Origin of the sequence: Variovorax sp. 38R, assembly GCF_014843395.1 — a bacterium.
GTDB lineage: Bacteria > Pseudomonadota > Gammaproteobacteria > Burkholderiales > Burkholderiaceae_C > Variovorax > Variovorax paradoxus_H.
The window spans coordinates 1,849,638-1,867,812 of sequence record NZ_CP062121.1 but is presented as its reverse complement, the minus strand read 5'-3'; the positions used below and the strand labels follow the sequence as shown (position 1 = coordinate 1,867,812).

16 protein-coding genes are annotated in these 18,175 nt (G+C 65.9%); all 16 read left to right on the top strand.

What is annotated here, in order from left to right; translation table 11 throughout:
• Positions 1-37: 37 nt before the first annotated feature.
• Positions 38-2,908: an ATP-binding protein gene (locus IG196_RS08390; protein ID WP_192195775.1), complete on the top strand. Its 2,871-nt coding sequence runs from the start codon at positions 38-40 to the stop codon at positions 2,906-2,908.
• Positions 2,909-3,073: 165 nt separating this feature from the next.
• Positions 3,074-4,117: a LysR family transcriptional regulator gene (locus tag IG196_RS08385; RefSeq protein ID WP_192195774.1), complete on the top strand. Its 1,044-nt coding sequence runs from the start codon at positions 3,074-3,076 to the stop codon at positions 4,115-4,117.
• A gap of 119 nt (positions 4,118-4,236) precedes the next feature.
• A complete protein-coding gene (locus IG196_RS08380) occupies positions 4,237-5,205 on the top strand; it encodes an alpha/beta fold hydrolase (RefSeq protein ID WP_192195773.1) in 969 nt (322 codons plus the stop codon).
• A gap of 40 nt (positions 5,206-5,245) precedes the next feature.
• On the top strand, positions 5,246-6,121 hold the full coding sequence (locus tag IG196_RS08375; RefSeq protein WP_192195772.1) for a hypothetical protein: 876 nt from the start codon (positions 5,246-5,248) through the stop codon (positions 6,119-6,121).
• A gap of 10 nt (positions 6,122-6,131) precedes the next feature.
• Positions 6,132-6,833: a dienelactone hydrolase family protein gene (locus tag IG196_RS08370; protein ID WP_192195771.1), complete on the top strand. Its 702-nt coding sequence runs from the start codon at positions 6,132-6,134 to the stop codon at positions 6,831-6,833.
• A gap of 89 nt (positions 6,834-6,922) precedes the next feature.
• The gene (locus tag IG196_RS08365) at positions 6,923-7,546 is read left to right on the top strand and encodes a glutathione S-transferase family protein (RefSeq protein WP_192195770.1); all 624 of its coding nucleotides are present in this window, start codon (positions 6,923-6,925) and stop codon (positions 7,544-7,546) included.
• A 174-nt stretch (positions 7,547-7,720) separates the two neighbouring features.
• The gene (locus tag IG196_RS08360) at positions 7,721-8,770 is read left to right on the top strand and encodes a glutathione S-transferase family protein (RefSeq protein ID WP_192195769.1); all 1,050 of its coding nucleotides are present in this window, start codon (positions 7,721-7,723) and stop codon (positions 8,768-8,770) included.
• 112 nt (positions 8,771-8,882) lie between these two features.
• Positions 8,883-10,289 carry an amidase gene (locus IG196_RS08355; protein WP_192195768.1) on the top strand — a complete coding sequence of 469 codons (1,407 nt, stop codon included), beginning with the start codon at positions 8,883-8,885 and terminating at the stop codon, positions 10,287-10,289.
• Positions 10,286-11,173 carry a tryptophan 2,3-dioxygenase gene (locus IG196_RS08350; protein WP_192195767.1) on the top strand — a complete coding sequence of 296 codons (888 nt, stop codon included), beginning with the start codon at positions 10,286-10,288 and terminating at the stop codon, positions 11,171-11,173. The genes IG196_RS08355 and IG196_RS08350 overlap by 4 nt, the downstream gene beginning before the upstream one ends.
• Before the next feature lie 169 nt (positions 11,174-11,342).
• Positions 11,343-12,023 (top strand): nitroreductase, encoded by a 681-nt coding sequence (locus IG196_RS08345; RefSeq protein ID WP_192196948.1) that lies wholly within the window; start codon positions 11,343-11,345, stop codon positions 12,021-12,023.
• A gap of 31 nt (positions 12,024-12,054) precedes the next feature.
• Positions 12,055-13,005, top strand: coding sequence for a ring-cleaving dioxygenase (locus tag IG196_RS08340; RefSeq protein WP_192195766.1), 951 nt, complete (start codon positions 12,055-12,057; stop codon positions 13,003-13,005).
• A gap of 48 nt (positions 13,006-13,053) precedes the next feature.
• On the top strand, positions 13,054-13,683 hold the full coding sequence (gene wrbA / locus IG196_RS08335; protein ID WP_192195765.1) for an NAD(P)H:quinone oxidoreductase: 630 nt from the start codon (positions 13,054-13,056) through the stop codon (positions 13,681-13,683).
• 100 nt (positions 13,684-13,783) lie between these two features.
• Positions 13,784-14,707, top strand: a complete 924-nt coding sequence (locus IG196_RS08330) for a LysR substrate-binding domain-containing protein (protein WP_192195764.1) — start codon at positions 13,784-13,786, stop codon at positions 14,705-14,707.
• 123 nt (positions 14,708-14,830) lie between these two features.
• Entirely contained in the window at positions 14,831-15,961 is a 1,131-nt protein-coding gene (locus IG196_RS08325) for an iron-containing alcohol dehydrogenase (protein WP_192195763.1), read from the top strand.
• A 134-nt stretch (positions 15,962-16,095) separates the two neighbouring features.
• Positions 16,096-17,331 carry a hypothetical protein gene (locus IG196_RS08320; RefSeq protein WP_192195762.1) on the top strand — a complete coding sequence of 412 codons (1,236 nt, stop codon included), beginning with the start codon at positions 16,096-16,098 and terminating at the stop codon, positions 17,329-17,331.
• Positions 17,332-17,361: 30 nt separating this feature from the next.
• A complete protein-coding gene (locus IG196_RS08315; RefSeq protein ID WP_225616972.1) occupies positions 17,362-18,135 on the top strand; it encodes a hypothetical protein in 774 nt (257 codons plus the stop codon).
• The last annotated feature ends 40 nt before the right edge of the window (positions 18,136-18,175 follow it).

Genomic DNA, 18,175 nt, shown 5'->3' with positions numbered 1-18,175 from the left:
GCAGCGCAGGCATTGCGAGGGCTCGCGAGTGGGTGACATGTACGACATTGCGGCGCGCTCGACGCCAGAGGAGACGCATGCCGGCGCGGCGCAGGGGCCGGGCGAAGTTCGCTGGCGCTTTGGCGCATTCATTCTCTGGGAGTCCCAGCGCCGGCTGGAAAGACTCGGGGCCAGCGTGCGCCTGGGCTCGCGCTCGTTCGAGCTGTTGCTGCAACTGCTCAGACGTGTGGGCGAAGTCGTGGGCAAGGACGAGCTGCTCGCCACCGTCTGGGCCGGGGTGGTGGTCGAGGAGTCCAGTGTGCGGGTCCACATCTCCGCGCTTCGCAAGGCGTTGGGTGAGCCTCAAGACGGGGACCACTGCAAGGAATGGATTTCGAACATTCCCCTGCGCGGCTATCGGTTCAATGGCACGGTTTTTCGCGAACAGGTCGGCATGCCGACCGAGGATCGGCCGCGGACGGCGGCTCTGCCCGCGCTGTCTTTCGCCAAGCTGCCGGAGCGCCTCACCCGGCTGGTCGGCCGCGACGCCGACATGGAGCGCGTGCTGGCATCACTCGCCACGTGCCGGCTGGTCACCCTCGTCGGCACCGGCGGTATCGGGAAGACCCGTGTCGCCATCCATGCGGCCGAATGCCACGCAGAACGCACGGCCATGCAGCTGGCTTTCATCGACCTTTCATCGCTGGTCTCGCAGGCCCATTTGGTGAGCACGGTGGCCCGCGCGCTCGGCGCACCGGCGGACACCCCCGACACGACGCGGGCGATCCTGCAGCGCCTGGAGGACCGCGACGTGCTCCTGCTGATCGACAACTGCGAGCACATGCTCGACGCGCTGGCGCTTCTTGTCACCGAACTGCTCGGCGCCCTGCCCGGCTTGCGCATTCTCGCAACCAGCCGGGAGGCGATTCGCATCGAGGGAGAACACGTCGAACGGCTGTCGCCGCTCGCGCTGCCCGGCGCGCAGTGTGCCGATCTGGCCGAAGCCATGGCGTCGCCGGCGGTAGAACTGCTGGTCGAGCGTGCGAAGGCCGTGGGTGCCCGCGCGTTCGAGGATTCCGACGGCCGGTTGCTCGCCGCAGTCGCGCGGCAGGTCGATGGCATCCCGCTGGCCATCGAACTGGTGGCGGCACGCCTGGGCGTCCAGCCGATCGGCGACCTTGCTTTCCGGCTGAATGACCACATGCGGCTTTACTCCTCGGGCAGTCGGGCCGTTCTGCCTCGGCACAGCACGCTCGCGGCCGCCCTGGATTGGAGCATTGCACTGCTCGACGACGCGGAACTGCGACTCTTTCGGCGGCTCTCGGTCTTTCGCGGGCGCTTCGATGTCGAGTCGGCGCTGAGTGTCACCCGGGCGGACATGGATTCCGAAGTGGCGTTCGATGCACTGATCTCGCTGGCGAACAAGTCGCTGGTGTCGTTCGACAACAGCGACAGCATCGCGCCCTACCGGCTGCTCGATACGACGCGCAGCTACGCCGCCGCACTGCTCGCGCAGACCGATGAAGGCCCGGCGTTGCGGCGGCGCCATGCGCTCTTCATGCGCGAGCTGATGAGCGCCGCGACGTCGGATTCGGGCGAACTCACGGTACAGGCCTGGAACGCACGCTACGCGCACCGGCTGGACGACGTGCGCAGCGCGCTGGACGCCTGCTTGGCGCAGCAGGACGACTGGGAAACCGGCGCCGCGCTCACCATCGCTTCGGCGCCCTTGTGGTTTCACGTCTCGCAGGTCGAGGAGTATCGCGACCGGGTCATCGCCGCGCTCGCATGCCTCGCGCAACCGCCTGATGGGGGCACAGAGACAGAGGCATGGCTGCAGATCGCCCTGGGCAATGCGCTGTGGCACACCCGCGGACCGGTCCCCGAAATGAGCGCCGCCTACGATCGGGCGCTTGCCGTGGCCATGTTGGTCCGGTCGGTCGTGCTGGAAGTCCAGGCCCGCTGGGGTATCTGCGTGCTGCATGCGATTCGCGGCGAATACGCGGCCGCGCTGCACCACTCGCAGGTGCTGTTCGAATTCGCGCAATCGACCCCCGATCCCGCCGCACTCAACCTGGCACATCGCATGACCGCGCTGGCGAGTCACTTCTGCGGCAACTTTTCTGCGGCCAGTGCCGGCGCCCAGGCGGCGATCATTGTGGGCGGCACCGTGCGCCAGACACCCGTCAATCTGTTCCAGGTCGATGCCGCCGTCGCATCGAACGCTTTTCTGGCCCGTACGCTCTGGCTCCAGGGCGATGCGGCGAAGGCCATGGCCACCGCCACCCACGCGGTGGCTCTTGCCGAGGCCGGAGGCAATGCGCTGTCGCTGTGTTTCGCGCTGTTCGGCGCATGTCCGGTCGCCCTGTGGTCGGGCGAGCTGGAACTGGCGCGCAAATGGGTGCGCATGCTGCTGGACGAGGCCCGGCGCAGAGGTCTGGCGTACTGGCACCAGTGGGCGCATTGCTATGCACTGGGCCTGCAGGCGCTTACCGCGCACGAGCCCCACCGGCATATACGCCAAGTCGTGCGGCAACTCGACGAATTTGACGCGCCACGCAAGGAAATGCTCGTGACCTTCTGCGCCGACTGGATCGACGACGACACGATCGCGCGCGCCGGCGCCGGACACGGCCAATGGAGCGCGGCCGAGACTTGGCGCGCTGCGGGCAGGCGCTGCGAGCAGCGCGGCCTTGATGACGAAGCCGAGGTGTTCTACCTGCGTGCCATCGGCACCGCCAGGCAGCAAGGCGCCCTGGGATGGGAGTTTCGTGCGGCGATCAGCACCGCCCGGCTGTGGGATCGCCGAGGCAAGAGGAAGGATGCCCTCGAATTGCTGGACGAGATCTGCGCGCGCGCGGCGCCGCACGGCGAGCACCCCGGCCTTGCGCAAGCCCGCGCACTGCGCAGCGCGCTCTCCCGGACCTGACAGACTTTGCGCCGCATCGGGCTCACGGGGACAGTGCCTGAAGGCCAGGCATAACAAACATTGACAGGGCTTAACTGGCCCCGTCACGGCTTTGCGCGCAGAGTGACCGCTTCGCTTTCATGGGGGGATCAGGACACCCGATCCCTCGAACCGAGAAGCCGACTCATGACAACCTCTGCCCTTCCTTCGCCCTCTTCCCTCCCCCTCGCGCCACGCGCGGACCCGCTGGCCTCCAGCTTCGCCACCAGCTATGCCGGAGTGGTTGCCTTCATTGCCGTTGTCACGGAAGGCAGCTTCGCACGGGCCGCCGATCGGCTGGGCATCGGCCGCTCCGCCGTGAGCCGCAGCGTCCAGAAGCTGGAAGACCAGCTGAACGTGCGGCTCTTCCTGCGCACCACGCGAAGCACCACGCTCACACGCGAAGGCGACCTCTTCTACGCCAATTGCCACACCGGCGTCGACCGGATCGTGCAGGCCGTCGAAGAAATGCGAGACCTGCGGCAAGGCCCGCCCCGCGGGCACCTGCGCATCAACGCCGCAGTCGGGTTCGGCCGCCGGGTCGTCGCGCCGCTGCTGGGCGAATTTCGCGCAACCTACCCGGAGGTCACCATCGACCTGTTGCTGAACGACAAGCCGACCGACTTCACCTCCGACCGCGTGGACATCGCGTTTCGCAACGGCCGCATGGAAGACGCCCAGATCATCGCCAAGCAGATCATCCCCATGCAGTTGCTGCTGTGCGCCTCACCCGCCTACCAGGCAGCCCACGGACTGCCCGACAGCGTGGAAGCCCTGGCCGGGCACGAGTGCATCAACTTCCGCTATTCATCCGGCCGGATCTTCGAGTGGGAGTTCAAGGTCGGGGGTCAGCCACGCAAGCTCGTTCCGCAGGCCAAGCTCACCTACAACGATGCGGACCTGGTGCTGCAGGCCGTGCTCGACGGGCACGGCATCGCCCAGCTGCCAGGCTACCTGGCCTGCGAGGCGCTCAGGACCGGTGCGCTTGTCGCGTGCCTGACCCAGTACGCGCCCGACGACAGCGGCCACTACATCTGCTATCTGAGCCGCCAGCACCTGCCTTCGCGCATGCGCGTGTTCATCGACTTCATGACCTCGAAGATCCGGGCGGCCGACCTGGCTTGCCTCACCGACCTCAGCCCGAAGCTGCAGGCCGAGGCCGGGATTGGTGCCGACGCGACAACAGCGTGAGTCCCTGCGCAGGCCTACTCGCTCGCCCTCGGCGAACCTAGCATTTCAATCGTTCCACGGCCTCTTTCCCAGCACTCGCGCACCGTGGTGCGACGTTTCAATTTCAACCGCAGGAAACCATGAAGACCACACAGAATCCTTCGCGCCGACACCTGATCGCGACCGGCGCTGCCGTCGCCACCGGCACCCTCGCCTTCGGCATGCAAGAAGCAGCCGGCGCAGCAACCCGCACTCGGCCCCTCCAGCCTTCGAGCCCTTCGCGGACGAGCAACACCATCACCACCCCCGATGGCACGCAGATCTACTACAAGGACTGGGGAGAAGGTCCCGTCGTGACCTTTTCTCACGGATGGCCGCTCAACGCCGATGCATGGGACGGACAGATGCTCTTCTTGGCGCGCAACGGCTTCCGCGTCATCGCGCACGACCGGCGCGGGCACGGCCGCTCGAGCCAGTCTTCGTCGGGCAATGACATGAACGGCTACGCCGACGACCTCGCGGTTCTCTTCGAGGCACTCGACCTGAAGAAGGCCACGATGGTCGGCCATTCCACGGGCGGCGGCGAGGTGGCGCGCTACATCGGACGCCATGGCAGCAAGCGCGTAGCCAAGGCCGTGCTCATTGGCGCTGTCCCGCCTGTCATGTTGAAGTCGGCGGCAAACCCCGAAGGCCTCCCGATCGAGGTGTTCGACGGCCTTCGCGCCGGGGTCGCCGGCGATCGCTCGCAGTTCTACAAGGAATTCGCTCTCCCGTTCTTCGGCGCCAACCGCCCGGGCGCGAAGGTGTCGCAGGGCATCCTGGACCAGTTCTGGCTCTGGAGCATGCAATGCGGCCAGAAGAACTCCTACGAGTGCATCAAGGCCTTCTCCGAAACCGACTTCACCGAAGACCTGAAAAAGATCGATGTGCCCACGCTGATCATGCACGGCGAGGACGACCAGATCGTGCCCATCCACGACTCGGCAAAGAAGTCCGTTCAGCTCGTTAAAGGCGCCAAGGCGATCTACTACCCAGGCGCTCCGCACGGGCTCACCGCCACGATGCAAGACAAGATCAATGCAGACCTGCTTGCCTTCCTCAAGAGCTGAACCACGCCCACGACCGACCGACCGACCTCGAACCTGCACCATGCTGAATCTTTTGCTGCAAACCACGATCGAAGGAGACCCGGACGACTGGAACATTTCGCGATTCAGTCGCCTGGGTTCGTTTCTCTCGCAGCTTCAGGACGACAACGGTCGCCCCGCCTTCCAGGTGACTGCGCGCGACCGTTCGTCGCGCACTGCTCCCGACCCCGTGCTGTCGACGCTGGATGAATCGGACTTTGACCAGCTCTGGCTCTTTGCCGTCGATACCGGCGACGGCCTGACACCGGAGGACTGCGCGAGCATCAGCCGATTCCGCCGTCGCGGCGGTGGCCTCATGGTCACGCGTGACCACATGGACCTGGGCAGTTCGATCTGCAACCTCAGTGGCGTCGGCGCCGCACACCACTTCCACAGCCGCAACTGCGAGCCCGATACGAACCGCCAGTGCGTCGACAACCCATTCTCGGGCGCCATCTCGTGGCCCAACTACCACTCGGGCGCAAACGGCGACTATCAGCGCATCCGGTCGGTCGGCAGCATTCACCCGGTGATGCGCGACAGGCGCTCGGCCACGGGCGTGATCCAGTACCTTCCCGCGCACCCGCATGAAGGCACGGTCGGCGTACCGCCCGGTGATTCGAGCTGCCGCGTCGTCATGGAAGGGCAGAGCTCGCTGTCCGGCAGGCGCTTCAACATCGCGGTCGCGTTCGAGCACTCCGAGCACGGTGGTCGGGCCATCGCGCAGTCGACCTTTCATCATTTCGCCGACTACAACTGGGACCCTTCGGCCGGTTGTCCTTCCTTCGTGGCTGAACCGGCCGGCGATGGAATCATCCGCTTTTCCGAAGCGCTTCGCTCGACGAAACAATACGTGCGCAACGTTGCCTTCTGGCTCAGCGCCGACCAGCCCGCCTGAGGAGAAAACCATGCACGCGCCCTTTCGGATCGCCACCACGGGGGGCAGCTTCAACGCGTACGTCGCCCGTCCGCAGAAACTCCCCGCGCCGGCCATCGTCGTCATCCACGAAGTCTTTGGCGTCAACGCCGACATGCGCCAGACCTGTGATGAACTCGCGGCGCAAGGTTACCTGGCTGTCTGCCCCGATCTGTTCTGGCGGATCGCGCCGGGCCTCGACCTCTCCGACCGCACGCAAGCGGAGCTCGCGCAAGCCCAGGTCCTGTACAACGCCTTCGATCTCGATGCGGGTGTGAGCGACATCGCCGCCACCGTACAGGCCACCCGTGCGATGCCGGAGGTCACGGGCAAGATCGGTGTGGTCGGTTACTGCCTGGGCGGCCTGCTGGCCTTCCTCACGGCCGCGCGTGCGAGACCCGACGCAACGGTGGCGTACTACCCCGGCAACGCGGACAAGCATGTCCGCGAAGCGGACCGGATCGCCAACCCACTGATCGTTCACCTCGCGCAGAAGGACGAGTACATTCCCGCCGATGCGCAGCGGCAGATCGCATCTGCGTTGAACGGACAGTCGCAGGTGCAGGTCTACAGCTATCCCGGATGTGGCCACGCGTTTGCACGGCACCGCGGCACGGCCTACAACGCGGAAGCTGCGGCCCTGGCCAACCGCAGGACCGCGGATTTCCTGGCCCTTCATCTGCAGCCGCACTGAAACGCCTGACGCACCCGTAGCAGCAACGGCTTTCTCCAGCGAAAATCGCGGCACGGCCTTTCGCGGGCCATCACTTGATGGAGTCAACCATGCTGCGTCTCTACGACAGCCGTCTGTCGGGCAACTCCTGGAAGATCCGCATCCTGCTGAGCCAATTGGGCCTGGCGTACGAACGCGTCACGCTGGATCTGCAGAAGGGCGAGACGCGCGAACCCGCGTTTGGCCAGATCAGCCGGTTCTCACGCGTGCCGGTCCTGGTGCTCGACGACGGGCGCCCGATCGTCGAATCGGGCGCGATCCTTCTGCATCTTGCCCGAGGAACGCCCTACCTTCCCGACGACCCGTACCTGCAGGCGGAGGTCATGAGCTGGCTCTTCTTCGAACAGGCCGACCTCCAGAAAGCCATTGCCATCCCGCGCGTGCTTCACCTGCACGGCCTTGCCCAGGAAAGGCAGCAGGACATCGAACGGCTGCGCGTCGACGGGTACGCAGGCCTCGAAAAACTCGACCAGTGGCTGCGCGGCCGCACATGGCTCGTGGACACGCACTACACCGTCGCCGACCTGGCACTTTCCGCGTATGTGTCACTGGCCGACCAGGGCGGCTACGACATGGCCCGCTTTGCCGGCATCCGGGACTGGCTGGTGCGCGTGCGCGGCCAGCGCGGGTGGGTACCCTTGATTCCCGAAGCCGGCCAGGCATCCGAAAGCTGAACCTCGCCCTCGATCGTTCGACATTCCGGAACCGTGCGTACAAGGTCCGACGCCTTCTCAATCACCGGCCGCCTCCCTACGATTTGCCTGCGTTCATCCACAGATGGATCGAACGAAAAGCTGCTCATTGATTGTTGGTTGGTGTGCCTGCCGCGCAGGCAGATGAGGAATGTGATGACGAGTCGTGCCTTGCTGATCGAAATGGCCGCCGCCGCGCGCGCCGCCGTTGCGGACCCCGCCCGCATCACCACCGTGGGCGCTGGCTCGCAACCGCGCTTCGAACTCTTCCATGCGGCAAGCTCGCTGTGCTCGCAGAAAGTGCGCACGGTGCTGCACGAGAAGGCGTTGCCGTACCGCTCCAACGACATGCGCATCCTGAGCACCATGGAAGACGGTGCACTGGTCCCGGCCGAACACTACAGCCCTGCCTACATCCGCCTGCGCCTGGTCGCTGCGCGTGAACTGAACCGCGAGTACGTCAGCGGCTACAGCGGGCGGACCTCGGTCGACTCGGAAGGCTTCGATCCCTGTGTCGTGCCATTGCTCGTCGACTACGACACCGGCCGCGTGATTGCTGATTCGCAACGCATCTGCATCTATCTCGACGGCGTCTCGCGCACCCCGGTCCAGCTCGTTCCCGATGCACCCGATGCACGTGTGCAAGTCCTGCGTCAGGCCGGCATCGTCGACCGGATCGCCAACGGCGCCCTGCTCTACGGTTTTCATCCGGATGCGGATCTGCGGCCCGACGCACTCAAGGCTTCGATGCAGACGGTGTATGACTACAAGGTCATGGCGCTGGAGCGGTTGATTGCCGACAACGCGGACCAGCCCGAGCTGGTGGCGGCTTACCGCGCCAAGATCGTGAAGGAAAGCGGCGGCAAGAAGGTATCGCGCGATCCCGTCTTCCAACGCACGGCGCGCGAGCAGACGAAGCAGCTGCTCCTCGACCTGGAGCGCGACCTGGCTGCGGGGTCGTTCGCTTTCGTGAACGGCCACCCCTTCTCCCTGGCCGACGTGTTCTGGGGCGTCAACCTCGTGCGGCTGAACTACCTCGGCCTGCCGTCGATGTGGGAGGCGCTGCCTCACGTCGCGCGCTACGCCGATGCACTGGCCAGGCGCCTGTCCCTGTGCAAGGAAGCGGTCCAGGCATCGATCGGGTCGATGCCGCACTCCCGCTACATGGATGCCCTGGCTGACTGCCGGGCCGCCGCCACGGCCTGAAGTCTCGCCGAGCAGCCCAGCCGCTGTTTTTTCCACCCTCGTTCCCTTCCACCCGTCGCTTCGTAATGGCGGGTGCGGTCGTCCCACGCCTACCTGAGCACGGAGAAAAACCTTGACCGCTGATCGCACGCCATCCCCCGTGATCCCTCGCGCACCCGGTGCGCGCCTTGCGCTCGAAGCACTGGCCGCACGGCGCATCACGACCGTGGCGCTGGTCGCGCAGGCGCTCGACGCCGCACAGGCCAGCAAGCGAGAACTGCGCGCGTTCGCCGCCATCGACCGGGAAGGCGCGCTGGCGGCTGCGGCACAAAGCGACGCGCGCTATGCGCAAGGTCGGCCACGACCGCTGGAAGGTTTGCCCATAGGCATCAAGGACCTGATCGACACCCATGGCATAGAAACCAGCTACGGCTCGGCCGCCTGGCTCGGACACGTGCCGACTGCCGATGCCGACGTCGTGCGTGCGCTGGTCGAACGCGGCGCCATTCCCATCGGCAAGACGGCCACGCACGAGTTCGCGTGGGGCGTGACCACGGCCAGCGCCAGTTTCGGCGACACCTTGAATCCGTGGGACCGCACACGCATTCCCGGCGGTTCGAGCGGCGGCGCGGCGGCGGCCATCGCCTGCGGCGCCGTCGCGGCCGGCCTCGGCACGGACACCGGCGGATCGGTGCGGATCCCGGCTGCGCTGTGCGGGGTCGTCGGCTTCAAGCCGACCTTCGGCGCGCTGCCCACGCGCGGCATCTTTCCGCTGGCGCCGACGCTGGATCATCCCGGCATCCTAGGGGCGCGCGTCGACGATGTCGCGCTGCTGGCGAGTGCCTTCGGCATCGACACGTCGCATCGCGCTGCATCGGCCCCCTTGCGCCTGGGCGTGGTGCGCGAGGTTGCACCCGTGCCGTTGGGCGCCGATGTCGCGGACGCCTTCGACGCCGCCGTGGCGAGACTCGGCCAGGCCTTTGCGTGCACGCCGCTCGACGCGCCGGAGCTGCTCGACGGCGTCTTCGAGGCCTTTGCGCACATCGTCCTCACCGAAGGCGGAGTCGAGCACTTCCGGCGCTACGACGCTGAACGCATCGCAGCCCACTACGGCCGCGAGACCATCGAGCGGCTCGAGCGCGCCCGAACTCTCACGCTGGGCGACTACGCGCGCGCGCAGCAGACGCGGCGTGACTTCACTGCCCGGCTGCATCGGGCCATGTCGGTGCTCGACTACCTCGTGCTCCCGACCTGCCCCTGCACCGCGCCGCGCGTGGGCCAGGCATCGATCGACATCGGTCTCTGGTCCGGCACGGTGCGCGAGGCGCTCATGACCTACACGGCGCCGTTCAATGTCGCCGGATTCCCCGCCCTCTCGATCCCGCTGCCCGCACGCGACGCCCGGCTGCCCATCGGGTTGCAGATCGTGGCGAAGCCGGGTCACGACGGCGCCCTGCTGCACATCGCACAGCAGATCGAACGCCTGCTGCACGCCGGCGCATCGACGACCTATCCCCCCACCACCAGGAGCACACCGTGAGCGACACCCCCACCCCTCAGACCATCGACCGTCCTGCGGGCGGCCAGACACCCTACAGCGCATGGATGCAGACTGACACCTTGCACTCGCTGCAGCGCACGGTCAGCGACCATCCGGGCGAGCACGCCTGGATCGTGCATGTGCAGGTGTCGGAGCTCTACTGGATGCTCATCATCAAGGAGATCCAGTCGGCCCAGGCGTTCCTGCGGGCCGACGATCTGCCGCAGGCCTGGCGCACGTTGCAGCGCGTCGTGGCACACCACGCGCCGCTGGACGCCATCTGGCGCTCGATCGACTGGATGACGCCGAACGACCTGCTCGCCATCCTTTCGCGCGCGGTTGCCACGCACGGCAAGGACACGGCGCTCCAAGGCTGGACCTACCGGCAGATGGTCTATCTGCTGGGCATCAAGCAGGCCGAGCACCTGCAGCATTTCGAGCCGCAACCCCATCGCTGGGAACAGCTCAATCAGGCGCTGGGCGAACCGAGCCTTTATGACGACGTGCTCGCGTTCCTCCGGCGTCGTGGACTGAACGTGCCGGCCGAGGTGCTCGCGCGCGACCTGCGAGCCCCTTACAGCCCCAGTCGCGACGTCGAACAGGTCTGGCGCCAGATCTATGCCGACCCGCACGCGAACATCGAGCTCCAACAGCTCGGCGAGACCCTGGCCGACATCGCAGAAGGCTTCTGCAACTGGAAATTTCGCCACCTGATGGCGACGCGGCGAACCTTCGGTGCGCGACCGGCGTACTTCGGCACTGAAGGCGTCGCATGGCTCGCGCCCACGATGGACGAGATTCCGTTCCCCGAACTCTGGTCGGCGCGCACCTTCATTGGTGATCCGCCGCCCGTGTGCCCTCACATGGTGCGGCAGGGGAAATGAAACGCCCCGATCGTTCGCGATTGTCGGACCGTGCGTGCAAGAAGCAATGTCTTCTCAGGCGCCACCCGTCTGCCTACGATTTCCCCAGCCTTCAAGAGATCGCGTGAATTCAATAACAACACCGCAAGAGACACCCATGTCAGCCAACCTACTGATGGAGATTCTGGAAATGAATTCGGCACCGTTCATCGATAACCTCATCCGGGATCGACGCAGCAAGCGTGGCTTCCTCGACCGGCCCGTTCCCGTCGACACAGTGAAGGACATCCTGTCGGCCGCGAGCCATGCGCCCAGCTCAAGCAACACGCAACCGTGGCGCTGCTATGTCGTGACCGGGGAAGCCCGCGACCGTGTCACCCGGGCCGCCGTGGCGGAGTTCCGCGCCAACCATGCCACGCTGGCCCCGGAGTACCCCTTCTTCCCCCAACCGCTGCACGAACCGTACGGCACGCGCTTCAACACCTTTCGCGGGCAGCTCGGCGATGCACAAGGCGTGCATCGCAGCGACAAGGTGGGACGCATGCGCGACGTGGAACGCCAGTTCCTGTTCTTTGATGCGCCGGTCGGGATCATCTTCACGATGGATCGGCGTCTCGAATGGGCCAGCTTCCTGTGCTACGGCTGCTTCCTGCAGAACATCATGCTGGCCGCCAGGGGCCGGGGCCTGGACACCTGCCCGCAGCAGATCTGGTCACTGCAACACCATGTCCTGCGGGCGGAGCTGGGCATTCCGGCCGACGAGATGGTGATCGCCGGCATGTCGCTGGGCTGGGCCAACAACGGCATGCCGGAGAACCGCATGACCTTGCACAAAACACCGGTCGAGCAATTCGCCTCGTTCACCCACTAGCCACCCACCACACTCAAAGAAGGGCACTCACATGTCGATCATCAAGGGCTTTCATCACCTGACCGCGTGCGTCAGCGGCGCGCAAGAAGACGTGGATTTCTACGTCAAGCTGCTGGGCCAGAGCCTCGTCAAGAAGACGGTGCTGCTGGACGGCGACGAGCCGGTCTATCACCTCTACTACGGCAACGCACAGGGCGACGCCGGCACGCTGGTCACGTCGTTCCCCTTCAAGCAGAAGGGCGTGAAGGGGCGCCGCGGCTCGGGCCAGATCAAGGTCATCAACTATTCGGTGCCAGCCGGCTCGCTGGATTTCTGGCGCGACCGCTTCAGCGCCCATGGCGTCACCTTCGACAAGGCCGTCGTCGAGCGCTTCGGCGAGCAGCGCCAGCGCTTCCAGCACCCCTGCGGCATCGAGTTCGATCTCGTGGCCTCCGACAACGACACACGCCCGCCCTGCATCGCGCACGACATTCCGGCCGAGGTCGCGATCCGCGGCGTGCACAGCATCACGCTGTCGCTGCGCGAGGTCGATGAATCCATCATCTTCATGAAGGAGGCGCTGGACTTCCACTACGCCGGCCAATCGGGCCCGCACCACCGCTTCGAAACCGCGGACGGCAAGCCCGGCACCATCGTCGAATTCGTGCACGAACCCGACCGCCTGCAAGGCTCGTCGATCTACGGCGAGGGCACGATCCACCACGTGGCCTTTGCGGTGGACAACGTCGAGCAGCAGATGCAGATCAAGGACAAGCTGATGTCGATGGGGCACATCGACACCTCCGAATCGGTCAACCGCAACTACTTCCGCTCGATGTATTTCAAGATGCCCGGCGGCGTGATGTTCGAGGCCGCAACCACCGACATCGGCTTTGCCATCGACGAAGAACCCGGCCACTTCGGTGCGGAGTTCCAACTGCCGCCATGGCTGCGCGAGCGCAAGGACGAACTGCTCGCGCGCCTGGAACCCATTGCCGTCTGACGGCGCACAAGACCCTTCTTTTTTTCAGATTCCCACACAGGTCAACCCATGTCCAAACCCAAGGTTCTCATCGCTTTCTATTCCCGCAACAGTTCCACCGAGCTTCTGGCCAAGGCCGTCGCACAAGGCGCCATGGCCGAGGGCGCCGAAGTGCGCCTTCGCCGCGCGCGGGAGTTCGTCGCACCGGAGGTCATGCGCCAGGTGCCCGAATGGTCCGAGCGGGCCAGCGAGATGAACGCCAAGTACGAAGCCCCGACCGAGGCCGACGCCGACTGGGCGGATGCCATCGTCTTCGGCACGCCGACGCGCTTCGGCTCCATTGCCGCCGAGCTCAAGGCCTACATCGACTCACTCGGCGGCCTCTGGTTCCAGGGCAAGCTCAACGGCAAGGCCGGTTCGGTCTTCGGCTCGACCTCTTCCAAACACGGCGGCAACGAGGCGACGCTGCTGTCCCTGTACGGCCCGATGGCGCACTTGGGCCTGATCATCGTGCCGCTGGGCTATGCCGACCCGGCCATGTTCGCGGCTGGCACCCCGTACGGCGCGACCCACGTCTCCAACCGCGACGCGGTGATGCCCGGCGCCGAAGACCTCGCCGTTGCGACCTACCAAGGCCGGCGCGTCGCCTCGGTGGCGCGCTCGCTGCGCGTGGCGCAGCCGGTGGTCGAGGCCGCCTGACGCTGGGGGATAGCGGGCAGGCAGCAGCGGCGCTATCCTCGGCGCCAGCGCTGTCGCTGCACATGCTGCGCGGCCTGCCTGCTCTCTCACCAGGATTGCGATGCTGGATCTGAAGGATGTCTTCTATTTCGTCCAAGTCGTCGACCGCGGAGGCTTCACGGCCGCCGGGTCGGCGCTTCGCCTGCCGAAGTCGACGCTGAGCCATCGCGTCCAGGAACTCGAGGGCTACCTGGGCGTGCGCCTGCTCAACCGGACCTCGCGCCAGTTCGGCATGACCGACATCGGCAAGGAGTTCTACCAGTACGCGGTCGCGATGCTGCACAGCTCCGACGTCGCCGAAGAGGCGGTGCGCCAGCGCCTGGCCGAACCCAGCGGCGTGATCCGACTGACCACCGCTGTAGAGATTGCGCAGTTTGCGCTGCGCGAGATTCTTCCCGTCTTCCTGAACCGGTACCCGAAGGTGCGCATCGTTGAGATCGCGACCGACCGGTACGTGGACATCGTGGGCGAAGGCTTCGACCTTGCGATACGCGGGCACACGGCCTCGCTGCAGAACTCCACACTGGTGCAGCGCGCGCTGGCCGATGTGCCCTGGTACCTGTTCGCCAGTCCGGCCTACCTTGCGCAACACGGTGTACCCGAGAGCCCCGCGGAACTTGCACGACACGCCAGCGTCGCGATGGTGCGCAATGGGCCGCTGGAGTGGCAACTGAAGGGGCCAAACAACGAAGAACTCGTCATGCCCATCGACCCGCGCTTTCAGAGCAACAACATGGTCGCGCTGAAGGAGGCGGCGTGCGCCAACCTGGGCATTGCGGCGCTGCCGGGCTACATCTGCAGGACGGAGCTGCGGGACGGGACGCTGCAGCAACTGCTGCCCGATTGGTCGGCAGCGGATGCGCGCATCTCGGCACTGATTCCGTTTCGCACCGGACTGCTTCCCGCGGTGCGTTCGCTGGTCGATTTCCTCGCCGTGGAAATGCCGGTCGTCACGGCCTTCGACCATCCGCGCAACTTCGAGTGAAGCGCCCGCGCGGCGCGGCGTCGTCGTCCACGAACATGGACGCTGCGTCTGGCAAAGAGTGGCTTGTGAGCGATCGGTGAAGGACCTATCTTTTCGGCCCTGACTTCCACAAGGCCGATCGAGATGAATCATTTGAATTGCTTGCCGCAAGACGGCATTTTCTGGGGCCAGCACATCCTGCAGGGCGCGGTGGCACGGCTCGGCGAGCACGGCATCCATCGGCCGATGGCGTTCACCGTCGAACCATTGACGAAGCTCTACCAGGAGTGCGTACGCCCCAACCTGAAGCAGTCCGTGGGCAGCTTCATGGAACTGCCAGCGCACGTGCCGGACGTGGCGGTGCAGGCCGGCCTCGACGCCTGCCTGCAGGCCGGTGCCGAATCGATCGTGGCGCTGGGCGGCGGCTCGGTGCTCGATGCGGCCAAGGCTGTTTCGCACCTTCACCAAGAAAAGACCGGTCGCTACCTGCCCATCGCGGCCCTGCCTACAACGCTCTCGGGCTCCGAGTTCTCTCACTACTTCGGCATCACCGAGACAGACGGTCCAGAGAAATTCAAACGCAGCTACGCGGTACGCGAAACGGTGCCTAAGGTGGTCGTGATCGATCCTGTGCTCGTGTCCGACACGCCGCGCGCATTGCTGCTGTCGTCCGCCATCAAGGGCATGGACCATGCGGTTGAGGGCATGCGCAAAGTGACGAAGGAACACCCCCACGCAATCATGGCGGCCAGCGGGCTGGAGCGGTTCCTGAAGGTGCTGCAGAAGTGGCCGCAGGCCATGAACACGCGCGAGGCACTGGACAAGGGGCTGGTGACCCCTGACGACCTGCTGCAGCTGCAGCTGGCGGCCTGGCAGTGCTACTTCTCGCCGGCTTCGGTCATCTACGGGCTGAGCCATCGCATCGGCCATATCTTGGGCGGCACCTTCGGGCTGCCGCACAGTGCGACGTCTTGCATCACGCTGGCACCGGTGATTCGCGCCTGCGCGGATTTCTACGGCGACAAGCTCGGCATCTTCATCGCGGGCAATGCCGGCGCTTCGCGCGACGTGGATGCCCCCGCTCGCTTGGCCGACAGCATCTCGCAGGTGGTGCGGTCTCTCGGCTTGCCCGATCGCATCGGCGCCTTCGATCTCGACCGGGCCAAACTCCCCGAGGTCGCTCGGCTGCTGAAGAAGAACTATCCCAACGAAGTCGCCGACCTGGGCAACAACGCGAGCGTCAAGCTCGACGCGCTGCTCGAGAGCCTCTGGTAAGTCCATGGTGAGCGCCCGGCCGCGAACGCATTGGTGCCTTGCAGACAACGCCGTGCTCCCTCTCGCATACCTACCGCTGAGGGCCGGCCGTTCCTAGGATCGATGGGTCCATCCCACCCTTCAAGGAGCTCCCCATGCGTCTGCGCACCATCGTCACCGCCCTCGCCTGCTGCCTCGGTGCCTCCCTCAACGCCGTCGCGGCGGACGTGAAGTCCATTTCCCGCCTTGCCGCGGGTCCCGGCAACATCCTGTTCATCGCCGACTGGAAAGCCGCCCGCGTCCACGCGCTCTCGCTACCTGCGGCACATCAGCAGCCGGCAGGCACGGCGTTCAACATCCTTGACCTGGAGAGCCTGCTCTCCGCCCAGGTCGGCGGCGCCAAGGTCACCGTCGAGGACATGGTCGTGCGGCCTGGCACCGCGCAGGTGTACGTCGCTGTGAGCTACGGCGCCGCGAAGACGCCGGCGCTCATCATGGTCACCAGCGACAAGAAGGCGCGCCGCGTCGACTTGAAGGCGGCGGCCTCTACGTCGGTCGCACTGCGCGACGCGCCCACCTCGGACTACAGCTTCTGGAAGGAAACGCCTGAGCGCAGCTTCACCGTCACCGACATGAAGTGGCGCGAAGGCGAACTCTTCGTTGCCGGTCTCTCCAACCAGGACTTCGCCTCGACGCTGCGCCGGGTGAAGTACCCCTTCGACGCGAAGCAGTCGATCACCTCGGTGGAGATCTACCACGCGGGCCACAACCTGATCGAGACGCGCGCGCCGATCCGCGCGATGAGCTTTGCGAGCTGGGGCGGCAAGCCCTACCTGGTGGCCGCCTACACCTGCACGCCGCTGGTGACGATCCCACTGGATGAACTGAAGGACGGCGCGCATATCCGCGGCAAGACCGTCGCCGAACTCGGGTACGGCAACACGCCGGCTGACATGATTGCCTATTCGCGCACCGAGCAAGGCAAGACCGAAGACTTCCTGCTGCTGGCGAACTTCGACCGTGTGTCGAACGTCATTCCCGTGTCGCAACTGGAGGCGACGGGTTCGCGTCCTGGCATCGAGAAGCAGGTGCCTTTCGGCCAGCTCGCAGGTGTCGAAGTCATGCAGGCCCCGCTGGCCGGTACGCTGCGGCTGGACAATCTCGACGAGAAATCGTTCGTCGTCGTGCGTCGCCGGCTCGAGAAGGACGCGCTGCAGCTCGTTTCCATCGGCAAGGAACTGAGTTTTCGGCTGACCGACCACGTCTCGGAGTACGCCTTCGCAGAGTACAGCTTCAAGGGCGATAACTTCCAGCTGCAGAACATCAAACCCCGGCAGGACATCCTGCTAAAGGACGAAGGCTTCCCGGACCTGATCAAGGCATCGGAGTAAGCCGTGCGTCTTCGCCGACTATGCGGTGCCGTGGCGCTCGCCGTGACGCTGGGCGCGTCGCACGCCGGACCAGCCGCGCCATCCCCCGCAGTTGCGCAAATGGTGCGCGTTCAGCCGTCCGCTGGCCAGGTGCCGGCCAACCTGCTGCGCCTGTCCATCGAGTTCGCGACGCGGATCGAAGGCCCGGTGCTGCCGAGGCTCGCACTGCTGCGCCCCGACGGAAAGTCGCTCACGCAACCGTTTCTCGAGCAGGAACTCTGGTCGCCCAGCGGTCGAGTCTTGACCGTGCTGATGCATCCAGGCCGCGTCAAGACCGGCTTGAACGCGCGTGACTCCCTGGGGCCGATCCTGGTCGACGGAGACGACGTGACCTTGACGCTTGACGACCATCCCATCCATCGCTGGCGCGTCGGCCCCCCGGACACGAGCGGTCCCGTGGTGTCGGCATGGCGCCTGTCGTCCGTGCGCGCCGCATCGAAACAAGCACTGGTCGTGACGCTGGACGATGCCATCGATGGCCGGGAAGCCGACTACATCGCGATCGCAGACCCACACGGCCGGCGCGTAAGCGGCCAAGCCCTGCTGAAAAACGGCGAGCGCACTTGGTCGTTCACGCCATACACCGCATGGCGCACAGGCGAATACCGATTGATCGCCCGCGGCACCCTCGAAGACCCGGCCGGCAATCGCCTTGGCGGACGCTTCGAAACGCCCGCAGATGCGCCGGCGGCTGCACCCGCCGATGCCGCACTTGCATTCACCGTGGGCTCGACCTCGTCATTGGCCAGCGCGCGTCGCCCTTGAACTGCCGAGCCTCATGCATTCGACGACACCGCGAGACCCG

Bases quoted from the DNA above. Each gene is read 5' to 3' on its own strand.
- IG196_RS08345 (WP_192196948.1), top strand. From the start codon at position 11,343: ATGAATTCGGCACCGTTCATCGATAACCTCATCCGGGATCGACGCAGC.
- IG196_RS08325 (WP_192195763.1), top strand. From the start codon at position 14,831: ATGAATCATTTGAATTGCTTGCCGCAAGACGGCATTTTCTGGGGCCAG.
- IG196_RS08360 (WP_192195769.1), top strand. From the start codon at position 7,721: ATGACGAGTCGTGCCTTGCTGATCGAAATGGCCGCCGCCGCGCGCGCC.
- IG196_RS08365 (WP_192195770.1), top strand. From the start codon at position 6,923: ATGCTGCGTCTCTACGACAGCCGTCTGTCGGGCAACTCCTGGAAGATC.
- IG196_RS08375 (WP_192195772.1), top strand. From the start codon at position 5,246: ATGCTGAATCTTTTGCTGCAAACCACGATCGAAGGAGACCCGGACGAC.
- IG196_RS08340 (WP_192195766.1), top strand. From the start codon at position 12,055: ATGTCGATCATCAAGGGCTTTCATCACCTGACCGCGTGCGTCAGCGGC.
- IG196_RS08390 (WP_192195775.1), top strand. From the start codon at position 38: ATGTACGACATTGCGGCGCGCTCGACGCCAGAGGAGACGCATGCCGGC.
- wrbA (WP_192195765.1), top strand. From the start codon at position 13,054: ATGTCCAAACCCAAGGTTCTCATCGCTTTCTATTCCCGCAACAGTTCC.
- IG196_RS08385 (WP_192195774.1), top strand. From the start codon at position 3,074: ATGACAACCTCTGCCCTTCCTTCGCCCTCTTCCCTCCCCCTCGCGCCA.
- IG196_RS08330 (WP_192195764.1), top strand. From the start codon at position 13,784: ATGCTGGATCTGAAGGATGTCTTCTATTTCGTCCAAGTCGTCGACCGC.
- IG196_RS08320 (WP_192195762.1), top strand. From the start codon at position 16,096: ATGCGTCTGCGCACCATCGTCACCGCCCTCGCCTGCTGCCTCGGTGCC.
- IG196_RS08380 (WP_192195773.1), top strand. From the start codon at position 4,237: ATGAAGACCACACAGAATCCTTCGCGCCGACACCTGATCGCGACCGGC.
- IG196_RS08370 (WP_192195771.1), top strand. From the start codon at position 6,132: ATGCACGCGCCCTTTCGGATCGCCACCACGGGGGGCAGCTTCAACGCG.